We start from the raw sequence: 19298 nt of genomic DNA, 5'->3' as shown, positions 1-19298 counted from the left end.
TGTAGCCGCTCCCGTTTGCGGCCGGAGCCAACGTTCAATAGGGCGACTCGGGTAGGGACGAGTCGGGGCGGGCGGGGATTACAGCGTGAAAGGAATACAAGGATGTCTCGACGTTTCCCTCTTTCACAAGGCCAACAGGCGCGCTGGTTTCAGTATCAGTTGAATCCCGCTTCCCGCGGTGATCACAACAATGTATTCGTGGTAGCGCTTGATACCGACACGATCGCAGGTCGGCTAGCGACGGCGATCGATGCGTTGGTTGCGCGTCATCCAATGTTGCGCGCACGTTTTTGCAGTCATCAGGAGGGTCATGTTGAGCAAACAATCACTGAGCCTCGTGGAGAAATCCTGGAGAAATTCGACGCGCGCGAGATGGATCTGGAAACGCTGCAGCGGCGTGTGAGCGAGGATGCCTGGCGCGCTTTTGAAGACGAGCAATTGCTGCTGCGTGCCTGCCTCTATCGCCGCTGTGCGGGCGGTGCGGTTCTACTGTTGGCACTGGATCACCTCATCTGCGATGGCTGGTCATATTGGCGACTACTCGGTGAGCTATCTGCTGCGTTGGGCTCCGACGTCGAGACGATCGGCAAGATAGGTGCGGACGAGCACGATTACAGCGCGTACGTAAACTGGCAGGAGCAATGGCTGCAAGGTCCGGCGTGCGAACGTCAACTGGCCTATTGGCGTGACATAGTGGGTCGGCCGCAGTCTCCTCTTGAATTGCCCGCAGCCGATGTTGGCGGTGGCGGTGGCGGTGTGCAGCGGGCGCACACGCTATTGCTGAGTCGCGAACTGTGCCAACGCTTGCGCTGCTTCGCCGCCGATCACGATGCCAGCCTGTTCAGTGTGCTGCTGGCCGCGTTGCAAATCCTGTTGCACCGCTATAGCGGCCATTCCACGATTTCGGTCGGCGCGCCGATGCCTTGTCGCAGTAGAGCTGCGTGGCGTGGTGTGGTCGGTGATTTCGTCAACATGGTCACGTTGCGTGCGTGGTTCGGCGATGACAGTCGTGTAGCAGACGTTGTTGAGCGCGCGCGCGCGGCGGTGCGCGGAAGCGTACGTCACCAGGACTATCCAATCTCCACCCTGATCCGTCGTCTCGAGTTGGGTGGCACCCCCTTCGATGCCAGTCTGGTTTTCCAGAATGCGCGCGAATCAGGCCCGCTGACCGAGTTATGGAATCCTCGCCGTGAGGGCGAGACAATCACGCGGTGGGGCGAGGTTGCGCTGAGTGCATTCCCGATCCAGCAACGTGTTGCGCTGGACAGGATGGCGCTGGCAGTCCATGCGATCGAGTTCGAACATGGGGTGCGCTGCGATTTCATACACGATGAGACTCGCGTCGATGCCGGCGCTATCGCGCGGATGACGGCTAATTTCGAAACTGTGCTGCAGGCAATGCTCGCCGATCCGGGCGCACAGGTACGGACATTGCCGTTGCTGAGCGCCGACGAGCGCATCCAGGTGCTGGAGGCCTTCAATGCAACGCGCGTCGACCAGCAAGGCCCTGAGACCTTGCATGGCTGGTTCCAGCGCAGCGCCCGCACGTTTCCTGAGGCGATCGCCTTGCGATCAGGTGCGCAGACCCTGAGCTACAGCGAGTTGGACCGACGCTCTGACGCCGTCGCTGCGCGCCTGCAACGCATTGGAGTGGGTGCCCAGGAGTGTGTCGCAATCCAGCTGCCCCGTGGGCCTGGGCTGATTATTGCAGTGTTGGGGACGCTGAAGGTGGGGGCTGCCTATGTGCCGCTTGACCCTACCTACCCGCAAGAGCGTATAGCCGCCATCCTGGGTAGCTGCGGTGCACGCGTGTGCATTGTCACTGCGGCGCTGGCCGCTGCGCTGCCGGCAAACCTGGCAGCGCTGGACATCGACGATGCGACATTAGCGCAGGAAGTGCCGTGGCCATTACCGCACGTGCCTCCCAATGGATTGGCGTACGTCATCTATACCTCCGGTTCGACTGGAACGCCGAAGGGCGTGATGATCGAACATGCCAATGCTTGCAACTTCATCGCCTGGGCACTGCGCGATGGTGGAACGGACGCGTTCGCGCACACCTTGTTCGCGACCTCGATCAGCTTTGATCTGGCGGTCTATGAAATCTTCGCGACCTTGGCAGCGGGCGGTACGTTGGAGATCGTCCGCGATGTGCTCGAAGCGCCGTGCGGCCCGGTCAGTTTGATCAATACGGTGCCCTCGGGGATGTCGGCGCTGCTGCACGCCCGAGCAGTGCCGGCATCGGTACGGCGGGTCAATGTGGCCGGCGAGCCACTGCGTGCCGAACTGGTGGAGCGCATCTTTGCCGGTTCCTCAGCGCAGACGGTGCATAACCTGTATGGACCCACCGAGACCACCACCTATTCGACGGGCGTGCGGATCGGGCGCGGCGACGCATTTGCAGCCCATATCGGACGCCCGATCGACAACACCCGGATTTACATCGTCGATCGCGCTGAACAAGCGCTGCCGATTGGAGTGCAGGGCGAGATCTATATCGGAGGCGCAGGCGTGGCGCGCGGCTATCTCGGCCGTCCCGATCTAACGGAAGAGCGCTTCGGCAGCGATCCCTTTGTCGAGGGCGGCCGCTGGTATCGGACTGGCGATCTCGGCTGCTGGACTGCCGACGGGAATATCGAGTACCGCGGCCGCACCGACCACCAGGTCAAGATTCGCGGCTTCCGGATCGAGCTCGGGGAGATCGAGACGGCGCTGCTGTGCCTCGACGGCGTCGAGGCCACCGTGGTGGTCGCCTGCGGCGATGCGACCGGAAACCAGCGGCTGGTTGCCTATGTTGTCGTGAGCCCGCAGGTTCACGTGACGCCGCACTCGTTGCGCGACGCGTTGGCCGTGTCGCTGCCGGCGCACATGGTGCCGGCGGGGTTCGTCCCGCTGGAGCGGCTGCCACTGACTCCAAATGGAAAGATCGATCGCGCCGCGTTGCCGATACCGGAATTTTCCAGCGACCGCGCCTATCGCGCACCCACCGGCGAGATCGAACAGCAGATTGTTCAGATCTGGGGGGAACTACTTGGGGTCTCCCGCATTGGTCGCGACGACAATTTCTTTGATCTCGGCGGTCACTCGCTGCTGGCAATGCAACTGACTGCACGCCTGCGAAGCGAGTTCGGCGTTACGGTGCCCCTGGCGGAGTTGTTCGACGCCCCGGAACTGAGATACATGGCTGAACGAGTCGCCGTGGCGCAGGCTGCGGCATTGGCGAGCCAGGACATGCAGTCGATGCTCGCCGAGCTGGATGGGCTCAGCGAGGATGAGCTCAGGGAGATACTAAGCAAGGAAGCAATCGATGACTGAGTCCCTCGACGAGCGCCAGCGTCTTATGCAGGCAATCCTGCTTAACCGCACGCGCCGTGCGACGCGCACGCGCGATGCGGACGACGACGCGATCGTTGCGAGGCCGCGTGATGCGGAGCTGCCATTGTCGTTGGCCCAGCGCCGACTGTGGTTCCTATGCCAACTCGACGCCACCGCCTCGGCCGCTTACCACATGCCGGTGTCGCTGCGCCTGGAAGGCGAGCTTGACGTTGCAGTATTACGCACCGCGCTTGATGCGCTGGTGGCGCGGCATGAGAGCTTGCGTACCCGTTTCCTGGCGCGCGATGGCGAGCCCGAGCAGGTGATCGATCCGGCCGATCGCGGCTTTGCGCTACGTGAGCTCGATGTGTCGCTGCTGCCGGCCGATGAGCGCGCGGAGGCGGTGGCCGCCCACGCCCGTGAGGCCGCTGCCGCACCATTCGATCTTGCCGCCGGCCCGCTGGTGCGTGGTCGCCTGTTGCGTCTGGACGCGCACACCCATGTGTTGCTGCTGACCCAGCACCACATCATTTCTGACGGCTGGTCGGTAGGGGTGCTGGTCGGCGAGCTGGGGGTGTTGTACCGCGCCTTTGCCGAGGGTGCGGCCAATCCCTTGCCAGCGCTGGCGTTGCAATATGCCGACTATGCGGCCTGGCAGCACAGCCAGCTCGCCGGTGAGGCCTGGCAGCGTCAGATCGATCACTGGAAGCAGACCTTGTCTGGCGCGCCGTCGCTGCTGGAACTGCCGACCGATCGTCCGCGTCCGCCGGTGCAAAGCTATCGCGGTGCGAGTCTGCCGCTACGCCTGGAGCCTGAGCTGGTCCAGGCACTGCGCAGCTGGTCCTCGCGCCACGGAGCGACCTTGTTCATGGCCTTGACGGCCGGCTGGGCAGCGTTGCTGTCACGGCTGGGTGGGCAGGAGGAGGTGGTGATCGGCACGCCTGTGGCAAACCGCCCACGTGCGGAGCTTGAGGGGCTGGCGGGCTTTTTCGTAAACACGCTGGCGCTGCGGGTGCCGGTGGACGGCATGGCGGATGCGGCGACGCTGTTGATGCAGGTGAAGGCGCAAGCGCTGGACGCGTTTGCGCATCAGCAACTGCCGTTCGACCAGGTGGTCGAGCACGTGCGGCCGGAGCGCAGCCTGGGCCACAGCCCGGTGTTCCAGACGATGCTTGCGCTGAACAACACGCCGGGCGCACGTGAGCTGTCCTTGCCAGGGGTGCGTCTGCAACCGCAGCCACAACCGCGCACCACGACCCAGTTCGACCTGTCGCTGGCGTTGAACGAACACGCCGGCGCACTGACTGGCGAGCTCGAATACGCCACCGACCTGTTCGACGCGGCAACGATCCAGCGTTGGGCCGGCTATCTGCAGCGGCTGCTGCAGGCACTGCCCGACGCCGAAGGGCAGCCGGTGGCGGCGTTGCCGATGCTGTCCGAGCGCGAGCGCGAGCAACTGGTCCACGGCTTCAACGCCACCGCCCGTGCGTATCCGGCCCAGTCCACCATCGCCGAGGTGTTTGCCGCCTGCGCAGCCCGTCGCGGCGAGGCGATCGCGCTATGCGATGCTGATCACGCGCTCAGCTATGCCGAGCTCGATGCGCGCGCCAATCGTCTGGCCCACGGCTTGCGTGCGCATGGGGTGGATCGCGAGCAGCGCGTTGCGCTGATCGCCACCCGCAGCCTGGATCTGGTGGTCGCGCTCCTGGGCGTGCTCAAGGCCGGGGCGGCTTATGTGCCGCTGGATCCCGAGCAACCGATCGGCCGCCTGGCTGACCTGGTGGCCGATAGCGGTGCGACGGTGGTGCTGTCCGACCGGGCGCTGGAAGGCGCAGGGTTCCAAGCAACCCTGCCGCTGGCGCCATCGGCGTGGGCCCGCTATCCGGATACGGCGCCGGTGGTGGCAGGCCAGGCCAGCGATCTGGCCTATGTGATGTATACCTCCGGTTCGACCGGGACACCGAAAGGGGTGATGGTCGAGCAGGGCGCGGTGCTGCGGCTGGCGGTCAACGGCGGGTTTGCGCCGCTGGGCGATCACGACGTGGTGGCGCACTGCGCCAACCCGGCCTTCGACGCCTCGACCTGGGAGCTGTGGGCACCGTTGTTGAACGGTGCCCGGGTGGCGGTAATCGATCCTGCGACAGTGCTGGAACCGGCGGCACTGTCGGCGGCACTGGCGCGGTTCGAGGTCAGTGCGATGTGGCTGACGGTGGGACTGTTCAACGCCTACGTGGACGCCCTGGAAGTCGCGTTCGGGCAGCTGGACCAGTTGCTGATCGGAGGCGACGCGCTGGACGTGCACACGGTGGGACGACTGCTGTCGCGGTCGCAGCGCCCGCGGCGGCTGATCAACGGCTACGGTCCGACCGAGACGACGACGTTCGCCACCACCCACGAGATCGTCCTGGCAGACCTGGCGGGGCATGCGATTCCGATCGGTCGCCCGATCGGCAACACGACGATCCGGATCGTGGACGGGCAGGGGCGTGCGGTGCCGGTAGGCGTGATCGGGGAGCTGTACATCGGCGGGGCGGGAGTGGCGCGCGGGTATCTGAACCAGCCCGAGCTCAGTGCTGCGAGGTTCGTGGCCGATCCGCTGGGCGGCCCGGGGCGCTACTACCGAAGCGGGGACCTGGGGCGCTGGCGTGCGGATGGGACCATCGTGTTTGCCGGTCGCAACGACGGCCAGGTGAAGCTGCGCGGTTTCCGGATCGAGCTGGGCGAGATCGAGGCGGCGCTGCAGCGGCTGCCGGGCGTGCGCGAGGCGGTGGTGGCGGTTGGGCAGACCGAACAGGGCGGCCGTCGTCTGGTGGGCTATGTCGTGGGCGGCCAGGGCCGTGTGTCGGACTGGCGGCAGACACTGTCTACACAGTTGCCGGACTACATGGTGCCTTCGGCGTTGGTGTCGCTGGAGGCGCTGCCGCTGACGGCCAACGGCAAGCTGGACCGCCGCGCATTGCCGGAGCCGGACGCCGCGTCGCTGGCGGTGGGCGACTATCAGGCCCCCCGGAACGAAACCGAACGTACCCTGGCCTCGATCTGGCGGGCGATCTTGCAGGTGGAGCGGGTCGGCATCCACGACAACTTCTTCGAGTTGGGTGGGCACTCGCTGCTGGCAGCGCGGCTGGCCTCACGGGTGGCGGCCCAGTTGCAGCGGCAGGTACCGGTCAGCGCGGTGTTCAGTCATCCAAGCATCGTGCGCATGGCGGGCTATCTACAACAAGCTGACGCTGAGGATACGGCGCCGATCGCGGTGGTCGACCGTTCGCGCCCGTTGCCGCCATCGCTGGCCCAGCGTCGGCTGTGGTTCCTTTCCCAGCTCGACGGCGCCGCCGGTGTGGCTTACCACATGCCGGTGTCGCTGCGCCTGGAAGGCGAGCTTGACGTTGCAGTATTACGCGCCGCGCTCGATGCGCTGGTGGCGCGGCATGAGAGCTTGCGCACCCGTTTCCTGGCGCGCGATGGCGAGCCCGAGCAGGTGATCGATCCGGCCGATCGCGGCTTTGCGCTACGTGAGCTCGATGTGTCGCTGCTGCCGGCCGATGAGCGCGCGGAGGCGGTGGCCGCCCATGCCCGTGAGGCCGCTACCGCACCATTCGATCTTGCCGCCGGCCCGCTGGTGCGTGGTCGCCTGTTGCGCCTGGACGCGCACACCCATGTGTTGCTGCTGACCCAGCACCACATCATTTCTGACGGCTGGTCGGTAGGGGTGCTGGTCGGCGAGCTGGGGGTGTTGTACCGCGCCTTTGCCGAGGGTGCGGCCAATCCCTTGCCAGCGCTGGCGTTGCAATATGCCGACTATGCGGCCTGGCAGCACAGCCAGCTCGCTGGTGAGGCCTGGCAGCGTCAGATCGATCACTGGAAGCAGACCTTGTCTGGCGCGCCGTCGCTGCTGGAACTGCCGACCGATCGTCCGCGTCCGCCGGTGCAAAGCTATCGCGGTGCGAGTCTGCCGCTACGCCTGGAGCCTGAGCTGGTCCAGGCACTGCGCAGCTGGTCCTCGCGCCACGGAGCGACCTTGTTCATGGCCTTGACGGCCGGCTGGGCAGCGTTGCTGTCACGGCTGGGTGGGCAGGAGGAGGTGGTGATCGGCACGCCTGTGGCAAACCGCCCACGTGCGGAGCTTGAGGGGCTGGCGGGCTTTTTCGTAAACACGCTGGCGCTGCGGGTGCCGGTGGACGGCATGGCGGATGCGGCGACGCTGTTGATGCAGGTGAAGGCGCAAGCGCTGGACGCGTTTGCGCATCAGCAACTGCCGTTCGACCAAGTGGTCGAGCACGTGCGGCCGGAGCGCAGCCTGGGCCACAGCCCGGTGTTCCAGACGATGCTGGCGCTGAACAACACGCCGGGTGCACGTGAGCTGTCCTTGCCAGGGGTGCGTCTGCAACCGCAGCCACAACCGCGCACCACGACCCAGTTCGACCTGTCGCTGGCGTTGAACGAACACGCCGGCGTACTGACTGGCGAGCTCGAATACGCCACCGACCTGTTCGACGCGGCAACGATCCAGCGTTGGGCCGGCTATCTGCAGCGGCTGCTGCAGGCAATGGCGACCACCGAGGACTGCGCGGTGGCGCAGCTGCCGTGGCTGCCAGAACAGGAGCTGGCCCAGTTGCAGGCCTGGAGCCTACCCGATGCTGCATGGTCGTGGCCGGCATTGACCCTGCCGGCCCTGTTCGAGGCGCAGGTACGGCGCACACCGCAGGCCGAGGCGCTGCGCTTTGAAGGACGCAGCTTGAGCTACGCGGGGCTGAACCGGGCGGCGAACCGGGTCGCGCACCGGTTGCTGGCCCTGGGGGTCAAGCCGGACGACCGCGTCGCGATCCGGGCCGAGCGCGGGCTGGAGCTGTTGATTGGTTTGCTGGGCATCCTCAAAAGCGGTGCCGGCTACGTGCCGATCGATCCTGCTTACCCACAGGCGCGCCAGGACTACATGCTGACCGACAGTGCACCGGCGGCATTGCTGGTCGATGCGATCGGCGTCGCCGGGCCGGCCGCTTGCCCGCAGTTGGCGATCGCGTCGGACGAACCGGCAAGCGAGGACAACCCGCAGGTGCCGACGCTGGGGCCGCAGCATCTGGCCTACGTGATCTATACCTCCGGCTCGACCGGCCAGCCCAAGGGGGTGATGGTCGAGCACGCCAGCGTCGCTGCGTTTGTGCGCACGCATGCGACAAGCTGTCGTCTTCAGCCGGGCGATCGCGTGCTGCACTTCGCCTCGTGTTCGTTCGATACCTCGATTGAGGAAATCTTTCCGGCGTTGGTGTCCGGGGCAACGGTAGTCGTACGGCCTTCCTGGATGGTGTCGCCCGACACGCACTTTGTGGAACTCCTCGCCGTCGAACGTATCGCCATCCTCGATTTGCCGACCGCGTTTTTCCACGTCTGGGCGCAGCAGGCTCCGCAACGCCGTCCTGCCCTGCCAGAGCAGGTACGTTTGGTCGTGGTCGGTGGCGAAAAGCTTGAACGCGGTGCGCTGGCGGGCTGGTTCGCGCACCCTTCCGCGCGGTACGCCACCGTACTGAATACTTACGGGCCGACCGAAGCGACCGTGTATGCGACGTCCATCGCCCTGGAAAGCGTGCCCCAGTGCGAAAGCCAGGTGCCCATAGGACGTCCGCTGCGAGGCCTCAAGATCAGCATTCTCGATTCTTGCGGTGCTCCGGTGCCGCAGGGCGTGATTGGTGAGATCCATATTGGCGGCGTGCAAGTTGCACGTGGATATCTCGGGCAGCCTACGCTGACTGCAGAGCGCTTTGTGCATGATCAGGACGCAGCCGGCGACGCGCGCCTGTACCGCACCGGCGACCTCGGTTGCTGGCTGGGCGATGGCAACATCGCTTATGCAGGCCGCCGCGATGCGCAGATCAAACTCCGTGGCTTCCGCATCGAGCCTGGTGAGATCGAGTACGCGTTACGCCGCTGCGACGGAGTCGCCGACGCGCTCGTGCTGCTGCATGACGATGCGTCTGGCGCGAGCCGACTGGTTGCTTATGTAGTTGCCGCGGAGGCCAACGCGCCATCAGAGCAGATGCTTCATTCGGCGCTTTCCGAAAAGCTCGCTGCTTATATGTTGCCTTCCTGCTACGTCTTGCTGGAAAACTTTCCGCTGACCCGGTCAGGCAAGATCGACCGTGCCGCGCTGCCGGTGCCGAACGCTTCTGCCAGGACGAACTCCGAACACGAATTGCCGGTAGGCGCGGTCGAATCTGCGATCGCGCGGGTTTGGGCCGGGCTTTTCGGCTTGGAGCAAGTCGGTCGCCGTGACAATTTCTTTGAGCTTGGCGGTCACTCACTGCTGGCGATCACCATGATCGAGCGCCTGGCAGGCGAGGGCATCGAGCTCCCCGTTCGCGATCTGTTCCTATCGCCGGTATTGGCCGATCTCGCCGCACAGGTATCGCGCGGGACTACGCAGCCAGTGCCACCGAACCTGATCGAGCCGGGTCGTACCGCGATCACCCCTGACCTGCTGCCGCTGGTAGCGCTGTCTCAGGCTTCGATCGACCGCATTATCGACACGGTCCCGGGCGGCGTGGCCAATGTGCAGGATATCTATCCGCTTGCGCCTTTGCAGGATGGCATCCTGTTTCATCATCTGCTGCACGCCGAGGACGCGGCCGACCCCTACGTCCTGCGGGTAAGTCTGGAATTCGATGGCATCGTGCGCATGGAGCGCTTCATCGACGCGCTGAAGACGGTGGTCGCACGCCACGACGTGCTGCGCACGGCCTTGTTCTGGCAGGCACTGGAACGGCCTGTGCAGGTCGTGTTGCGCGAGGTGTCGCTGCCCGTGTTCGACGGCGTTCCAGGCGCCGTACGCATGAACCTGAGCGCCGCGCCGTTGCTGCAACTGTGGCGTCATGCCGATACCGGCGACGACGGTTTGATCCTGACCGTGCTGTGGCACCACATCGTGTCTGATGCGGTGGCCATGGGAGTGATCTTGGATGAGGTGCACAACTTGTTGCTCACCGATGCGTCGGCATTGCCGCCGCCGGCGCCCTATCGCGACTTTATCGCCCGCACTGGCGCTGTCCACGACAGCGTGCACGAGGCGTATTTCCGCGAACGCCTGGGCAGCGTCGATGAAACCACCGCAATCGGCGGTATCGTCGACGTGCGCCATGACGGCGCCGCGATCCGCCAGTCGGTCCTGCGCCTCGAGGACGACGTCGTCGCGCTGATCCGTCGCGCTGCCACGGCCGGGGGCACGGCGCCATCGGTTCTGTTTCATGCAGCATGGGCGCGCGTGCTGTCCGAGCATGCCAGCCGCAGCGACGTAGTTTTTGGCACAGTGCTGACCGGTCGCCTGCAGGGGATGGCCCAGGCAGGGCGCACCGTTGGCATGTTCATCAACACCTTGCCGCTGCGTTTGGATCTGGCCGGACGCGGCGTCGCCGAGGCGCTCGACGAAACCCGGTTGCGTCTAGCCGAACTGCTCGCTCACGAACATGCCTCGCTTGCCTTGGCTCAGCGCTGCAGTGCGGTCGCGGCGGGTATACCGCTGTTTACCGTGCTGTTGAACTATCGTCAGCACAGCAGCCAGACCGATGCCGATGCTGTTTCATCGCTGGGCGAGGGCATACGGGTTGGCGGCGCTCAAGCGCGGAACAACTATCCACTGACGATGTCGGTGGACGATGACGGAACCGGCTTCGGCCTGACCTCGCTGAGCATCGGTGATATCGACGGCCCGGCGCTGGCCGGGCATCTGGTTCGCGTCGTCGAGGCGTTGGCTGCGGCACTGCTATCCGATCCGCAGCAGCGGATCGACTCGCTGGCGCTGATCGACGCGCAGGAGCGCGAACAGTTGCTGGCGCTGGGCCGCGGCAGGTCACAGGCGCGCACGCGCGCGCATGGCCTCATCGACGCGTTCCAGGCCCAGGCTGCGCGGAGCCCGCAGGCGATTGCACTACGCGCGACCGAGAGCGGGGCGAGCACCGACTACGCGACCCTGGCCGCGCACGCTAACCGCCTGGCCCACGCGTTGCGTGAACAGGGCCTTGGCCCAGGCGATCGCGTTGGGATCTGCATGGAGCGCGGGCTGGCACTGCCGGTGGCGCTGCTGGCGGTGCTCTCCAGCGGCGCTGCGTATGTGCCGCTGGACCTGCGCCAGGGCAGTGAACGCCTGGCACGGATCATCGCCGACGCCAACATCAGCGTGGTGCTGGTCGAAAACAGCTCGGCGCCAGCCTCGCTGGGCGGGGTGGACATGCTGTATCTGGACGGCGCCGGCACCGATCCGGACTGGCTTGGCGAGTACCCCGCGCAGCCGCTGGAGACGGGGCTGGCCGATGATGCGATTGCCTACGTGCTGTACACCTCCGGCTCGACCGGCGAACCCAAGGGGGTGGAGGTGTTCCATGCCGGGCTGGCCGACTATTGCGCATTCGCGCGCGAGAGTTACTACGACCAGGCGCTGGATGGATCGCTGGTGGCGAGTTCGCACGCGTTCGACCTGACGGTGCCGTCGTTGTACGTGCCGCTGCTGGTAGGCGGGTGCGTGGAGCTGCTGCCGGCGGGAGAGGAGTTGCCGGCGCTGGCGCGGCGGCTGGAGCAGGCAGACGGAGCATGGCTGCTGCGGCTGACGCCCTCGCACGTGCAGGGGCTGCTGCAGCTGGCCGACGCATCGCCACGTGCAGGCGCGCATGCGTTCGTGATCGGCGGCGAGGCGTTCCCGGCGTCGCTGGCGCGTGCGTTGCAGGCCAAGTATCCGCAGGCGCGGCTGGTGAACCACTACGGTCCGACCGAGACGGTAGTGGGCTGCACATGGCAGCGGCTGGACCAGGCAGTGCTGTCGGGCGAGGGCACACTGCCGATCGGTCGAGCGATGAGCAATACGCGGCTCTACGTGCTGGGGCCGTCGGGTCAGTTGTTGCCGCGTGGGGTGCCGGGCGAGTTGTACATCGGCGGTGCGGGCGTGGCGCGCGGCTACGTGAACGATGCGGCACGCACGGCAGAGCGGTTCCTGGAGGACCCGTTCGAGGCGGGTGGGCGAATGTATCGCAGCGGCGACCGGGTACGCTGGCGAGCGGACGGGGCGCTGGAATTCCTGGGCCGGATGGACGGGCAGGTAAAGCTGCGCGGTTACCGGATCGAGCCGGGCGAGATCGAGGCGGTGCTGCGGGAGCAGGTGCGCGAGATATCGGTGGGGGTGCACGGGGAGGGTGCTACGGCACGCCTGGTGGCCTGGGTAAGCGGTGTCTCGGGCGAGGGCTGGGAAGAGGCGCTTCGCGCGGTTGCCACGTCGCGCTTGCCGACGTACATGCAGCCGTCGGTCTACGTACCCCTGGAGAGTCTGCCGCTGACAGCCAACGGCAAGCTCGATCGCAAACGCCTGCCGGCGCCGGAACGCTCCCGGGACGCCACCCTCCACGAGCAGCCGCAGGGCGCATGCGAGCAGCGCATTGCAGCCATCTGGAGCGAACTGCTCAAGATCGAAATGATCGGCCGTGACGATGACTTTTTCGTCCTGGGTGGTCATTCACTGACCGCGGTCCAGGCGGTCGCGCGCTTGCGTGCCGCGTTCCACCGGGAAGTTCCGTTGCGTGAACTCTTTGCGCACCCATCGCCACGTTCGTTGGCGCGGTACCTGGATGCAGCCGATGACGCCGACACGGCGCCGATCGCGGTGGTCGACCGTTCGCGCCCGTTGCCGCCATCGCTGGCTCAGCGTCGGCTGTGGTTCCTTTCCCAGCTCGACGGCGCCGCCGGTGTGGCTTACCACATGCCGGTGTCGCTGCGCCTGGAAGGCGAGCTTGACGTTGCAGTATTACGCGCCGCGCTCGATGCGCTGGTGGCGCGGCATGAGAGCTTGCGCACCCGTTTCCTGGCGCGCGATGGCGAGCCCGAGCAGGTGATCGATCCGGCCGATCGCGGCTTTGCGCTACGTGAGCTAGATGTGTCGCTGCTGCCGGCCGATGAGCGCGCGGAGGCGGTGGCCACCCACGCCCGTGAGGCCGCTACCGCACCATTCGATCTTGCCGCCGGCCCGCTGGTGCGTGGTCGCCTGTTGCGTCTGGACGCGCACACCCATGTGTTGCTGCTAACCCAGCACCACATCATTTCTGACGGCTGGTCGGTGGGGGTGCTGGTCGGCGAGCTGGGGGTGTTGTACCGCGCCTTTGCCGAGGGTGCGGCCAATCCCTTGCCAGCGCTGGCGTTGCAATATGCCGACTATGCGGCCTGGCAGCACAGCCAGCTCGCTGGTGAGGTCTGGCAGCGTCAGATCGATCACTGGAAGCAGACCTTGTCTGGCGCGCCGTCGCTGCTGGAACTGCCGACCGATCGTCCGCGTCCGCCGGTGCAAAGCTATCGCGGTGCGAGTCTGCCGCTACGCCTGGAGCCTGAGCTGGTCCAGGCACTGCGCAGCTGGTCCTCGCGCCACGGAGCGACCTTGTTCATGGCCTTGACGGCCGGCTGGGCAGCGTTGCTGTCACGGCTGGGTGGGCAGGAGGAGGTGGTGATCGGCACGCCTGTGGCAAACCGCCCACGTGCGGAGCTTGAGGGGCTGGCGGGCTTTTTCGTAAACACGCTGGCGCTGCGGGTGCCGGTGGACGGCATGGCGGATGCGGCGACGCTGTTGATGCAGGTGAAGGCGCAAGCGCTGGACGCGTTTGCGCATCAGCAACTGCCGTTCGACCAGGTGGTCGAGCACGTGCGGCCGGAGCGCAGCCTGGGCCACAGCCCGGTGTTCCAGACGATGCTGGCGCTGAACAACACGCCGGGCGCACGTGAGCTGTCCTTGCCAGGGGTGCGTCTGCAACCGCAGCCACAACCGCGCACCACGACCCAGTTCGACCTGTCGCTGGCGTTGAACGAACACGCCGGCGCACTGACTGGCGAGCTCGAATACGCCACCGACCTGTTCGACGCGGCAACGATCCAGCGTTGGGCCGGCTATCTGCAGCGGCTGCTGCAGGCAATGGCGACCACCGAAGACTGCGCGGTGGCGCAGCTGCCGTGGCTGCCAGAACAGGAGCTGGCCCAGTTGCAGGCCTGGAGCCTACCCGATGCTGCATGGTCGTGGCCGGCATTGACCCTGCCGGCCCTGTTCGAGGCGCAGGTACGGCGCACACCGCAGGCCGAGGCGCTGCGCTTTGAAGGACGCAGCTTGAGCTACGCGGGGCTGAACCGGGCGGCGAACCGGGTCGCGCACCGGTTGCTGGCTCTGGGGGTCAAGCCGGACGACCGCGTCGCGATCCGGGCCGAGCGCGGGCTGGAGCTGTTGATTGGTTTGCTGGGCATCCTCAAAAGCGGTGCCGGCTACGTGCCGATCGATCCTGCTTACCCACAGGCGCGCCAGGACTACATGCTGACCGACAGTGCACCGGCGGCATTGCTGGTCGATGCGATCGGCGTCGCCGGGCCGGCCGCTTGCCCGCAGTTGGCGATCGCGTCGGACGAACCGGCAAGCGAGGACAACCCGCAGGTGCCGGGGCTGCGGCCGCAGCATCTGGCCTACGTGATCTATACCTCCGGCTCGACCGGCCAGCCCAAGGGGGTGATGGTCGAGCACGCCAGCGTGGTCAATCTGTGGCAGGCACTGGAGACGTGGCTCGCACCAGCCTGTCCGGCAACGGCGAGGGTCACCCTCAATGCCGGCGTGTCCTTCGATGCCTCGCTGCAGGGCATCGTGCAGTGGCTATCCGGGCGCTGCGTGGTGGTGGTGCCGACAGCGGTCCGCCGCGACGCAGAGGCGTTGCGCGCGTTCCTGCGCGACGAACGCATCGATGTCTGCGATACCACTCCTGCGCAACTGGAGGCCCTGCTGGTGCATGGCTTGCCCGACGTGAAGGAGGGAGGACCCCGGACATGGCTGGTCGGCGGCGAAGCGATCGCACCGCGGCTATGGCGGGCGCTGGCGGCGCTGGATGCGCTGGCGCTGAACGTCTATGGCCCGACCGAATGCACGGTGGATAGCAGCTGCGCGCGGATCGAGTCTGCGGTCGCTCCGCATATCGGCCGGCCACTGGCCAACGTGCAGGTTCGTGTATTGGACGCCTTCGGTGCACCGGTGCCAGTTGGCGTGCGCGGCCAGATCCACATCGGCGGCGCGGCCCTGGCTCGGGGCTATTGGCGGCGCCCCGAGCTAACCGCCGAACGCTTCGTCGAACTGCACGGCGGGCGTTTCTACCGAAGCGGCGATCTGGGCCGCTGGTGCGATGACGGGCGCCTGGAATACCTCGGTCGCGCTGACGAACAGGTCAAGCTGCGTGGCCATCGGGTCGAGCTAGGCGAGATCGAGGCCGCACTGGCGGCCGTGCCCGGCATTGAAGCAGCCGCGGTGCTGCTGGGTCGCGACGCGGCTGGCGCCGCACGCTTGGTCGCGTACGTCGCCAGCGCCGAAAACGAGGCGATTGGCTGGCATGACCACCTAGCGGTGCGGCTGCCCGCACATATGTTGCCATCTGCCTATGTGCGCCTGGACAGGCTGCCGCTGACCGCCAACGGCAAGATCGATCGCCGCCGGCTACCGGACTGCGGCCAGGAAACCCAGGTCACCCGTGGCCATGTCGAGCCGAGCACTGACACCGAGCGCACGCTCACGGACATCTGGCAACAGCTGCTTGGCGTCGAACGGGTCGGTGTCGAGGACAACTTCTTCGAGCTCGGTGGTCATTCGTTGCTGGCAATGCGGATGACCAGCGCGGTCGCGGCGCGATTGGGACGGACTCTTCCAGTGCGCGTGGTTTTTGAAGGCGCAACTCCTGCGGCGGTCGCCGCCTGGCTGGATGCGCAGGACACCGAATCGGCTGCGCTGCCACCGCCAGAGGCGACGTCGATTGAACCGGCGCCACGCGATGGACGCTTGCCGATGTCGTACTCACAGCGGCGGCTGTGGTTCATCGACCGCCTGCAAGGCAGCGACGCCTATCGCATGAGCGGCTCCCTGCGCCTGCGCGGTCGTCTGGATGTCGAGCGCCTGCATGCGGCACTGCGCGCGGTTGTCTCTCGCCACGAAGTGCTGCGCACGACCTATGGCGAGATTGATGGAGAACCTGTACAGCGGATCGCTGATAGCGATGGGTTGCCCTTTGCGATCGACGATCTGCGCGGGATGGAGCCGACCATCCGTGACGGACGTTGTCTGGCGATTGCTGCCGAGGAAGCGACGCATCCGTTCGACCTGGGCCGGGATCACATGCTGCGGGGACGGTTGGCGGTGATCTCCGACGACGAGCACCTGCTGTGGCTGACCGCACATCACATTGCCTTCGACGGTTGGTCCTACGCAGTGCTCGTGCGCGAATGCATGGCGATCTACGCCGGTGCGCACCTGCCGCCGCTGCGTGTCCAGTATGCGGACTATGCCACCTGGCAACGGCAGCGCCTGGATGGTCCGGCGCTGCAAACCCAACTGGGGTATTGGCGCGGGCAGCTGGAGGATTTGCCGCCGACCCATTCATTGGTATTGGATGCGCCACGCTCGGTGGCTGCAGCTGGAGGCAGCGAACGCTATGCCGTGCGGCTCGAGGTGACAACTCTGCAGGCGCTGCACGACTTGGCCAGACGCCACGACGCGAGTCTGTTCATGCTGCTACATACCTCGTTGGCGGCCGTGCTGGCCGGCTTCGGCGCCGGCACCGATCTGGCGATCGGGACGCCGGTAGCCGGGCGCGGCCACGTCGCGTTGGAGCCGATGATTGGCTTTTTCGTCAACACCCTGGTGTTACGCAGTGATCTGTCCGGCGACCCCGATTTTGAAACCGCGCTGGCGCGGGTGCGCAGCACCGATCTGGAAGCCTATGGCCATGCCGAGGTTCCGTTCGACATGCTGGTCGAGGAGCTGAATCCGGTTCGCAGTCTGCTGCATGCGCCGCTGTTCCAGATCCAGTTCAACATGCGCAACAACGAGCGCGTGCATCTGCACGTGCCAGGGCTGTCCATCACCGTGCAGGAGCAAGAAGCCGCACTGGCGAAGTTCGACCTGCAGATCGGCGCCGAGGAGTGCGACGATGGCCTGTTGCTTGACTGGCTGGCTGCTCCGAAGCTGTTTTCGTCCGAAAGAGTGCGACGAATGGCCGACGCTTGGGTGTCGTTGCTGGCACAGATCGCCGCCGATCCAAGCAGGAAGCTGAGCGAATACACCCTGCTCGATGCGGATGAGCGCAGCGAATTGCTGACGCTGGGCACAGGGCCGGATCGTGCGCAGGGACGCGGGCAACCGCTGCCGCTGGCGATCGCGCAGGTGGTACGTGGGTGTGCGGACGCGCCCGCGGTGCGTGCCGGTGCAGCGACGCTCAGCTATGCGGAACTCGGGCGCTTGTCCAACCGCCTGGCACATCGGCTGGTGGCTGCGGGCCTTGGCCCAGGCGATCGCATTGGGATCTGCATGGAGCGCGGGCTGGCACTGCCGGTGGCGCTGCTGGCGGTGCTCTCCAGCGGCGCTGCGTATGTGCCGCTGGACCTGCGCCAGGGCAGTGAACGCCTGGCACGGATCATCGCCGACGCCAACATCAGCGTGGTGCTGGTCGAAAGCAGCTCGGCGCCAGCCTCGCTGGGCGGGGTGGACATGCTGTATCTGGACGGCGCCGGCACCGATCCGGACTGGCTTGGCGAGTACCCCGCGCAGCCGCTGGAGACGAGGCTGGCCGATGATGCGATTGCCTACGTGCTGTACACCTCCGGCTCGACCGGCGAACCCAAGGGGGTGGAGGTGTTCCATGCCGGGCTGGCCGACTATTGCGCATTCGCGCGCGAGAGTTACTACGACCAGGCGCTGGATGGATCGCTGGTGGCGAGTTCGCACGCGTTCGACCTGACGGTGCCGTCGTTGTACGTGCCGCTGCTGGTAGGCGGGTGCGTGGAGCTGCTGCCGGCGGGAGAGGAGTTGCCGGCGCTGGCGCGGCGGCTGGAGCAGGCAGACGGAGCATGGCTGCTGCGGCTGACGCCCTCGCACGTGCAGGGGCTGCTGCAGCTGGCCGACGCATCGCCACGTGCAGGCGCGCATGCGTTCGTGATCGGCGGCGAGGCGTTCCCGGCGTCGTTGGCGCGTGCGTTGCAGGCCAAGTATCCGCAGGCGCGGCTGGTGAACCACTACGGTCCGACCGAGACGGTAGTGGGCTGCACATGGCAGCGGCTGGACCAGGCAGTGCTGTCGGGCGAGGGCACACTGCCGATCGGTCGAGCGATGAGCAATACGCGGCTCTACGTGCTGGGGCCGTCGGGTCAGTTGTTGCCGCGTGGGGTGCCGGGCGAGTTGTACATCGGCGGTGCGGGCGTGGCGCGCGGCTACGTGAACGATGCGGCACGCACGGCAGAGCGGTTCCTGGAGGATCCGTTCGAGGCGGGTGGGCGAATGTATCGCAGCGGCGACCGGGTACGCTGGCGAGCAGACGGGGCGCTGGAATTCCTGGGCCGGATGGACGGGCAGGTAAAGCTGCGCGGTTACCGGATCGAGCCGGGCGAGATCGAGGCGGTGCTGCGGGAGCAGGTGCGCGAGATATCGGTGGGGGTGCACGGGGAGGGTGCTACGGCACGCCTGGTGGCCTGGGTAAGCGGTGTCTCGGGCGAGGGCTGGGAGGAGGCGCTTCGCGCGGTGGCCACGTCGCGCTTGCCGACGTACATGCAGCCGTCGGTCTACGTGCCCCTGGAGAGCCTGCCGCTGACAGCCAACGGCAAGCTCGATCGCAAACGTCTGCCGGCGCCGTCCGTTGCCGAGTTGCCCTGGAGCGCGCCAGAAGGCGAGATTGAATGCCTGCTCGAGCGCATCTGGGCGCAGGCGCTGGATCTGGAGCGGGTCAGCGCGACCGCTGATTTTTTCGCGCTCGGCGGTCATTCGCTTCTGGCGATGCGCGTCATCAACGATGTGCAGCGTGAGTTCGGGATCGAACTGCCGCTGCGACGTCTCTTCGAAAATCCCGATATTCGCTCGCTGGCACGGCTGGTGAGCGATCAGCGTATCCGCAGCGAGAACCTCTCCGGTGCCGTAACGGACGCAACGCACATCGAAATGGAGTGGTGAGATGCGGCCTGCA

2 protein-coding genes are annotated in these 19298 nt (G+C 66.3%); both read left to right on the top strand.

Going from position 1 to position 19298, the window contains the following annotated elements; translation table 11 throughout:
* Positions 1 to 102: 102 nt before the first annotated feature.
* Positions 103 to 3315 carry an amino acid adenylation domain-containing protein gene (locus tag ABQ039_RS10130; protein WP_349777785.1) on the top strand — a complete coding sequence of 1071 codons (3213 nt, stop codon included), beginning with the start codon at positions 103 to 105 and terminating at the stop codon, positions 3313 to 3315.
* A complete protein-coding gene (locus ABQ039_RS10125; RefSeq protein WP_349777786.1) occupies positions 3308 to 19285 on the top strand; it encodes an amino acid adenylation domain-containing protein in 15978 nt (5325 codons plus the stop codon). The genes ABQ039_RS10130 and ABQ039_RS10125 overlap by 8 nt, the downstream gene beginning before the upstream one ends.
* Positions 19286 to 19298: the final 13 nt, after the last annotated feature.

The sequence above is a fragment of the Xanthomonas sp. WHRI 6108 genome (assembly GCF_040202385.2).
GTDB lineage: Bacteria > Pseudomonadota > Gammaproteobacteria > Xanthomonadales > Xanthomonadaceae > Xanthomonas > Xanthomonas arboricola.
The sequence above is the reverse complement of the archived record's forward strand: the minus strand, read 5'-3'. Positions and strand labels throughout refer to the sequence as shown.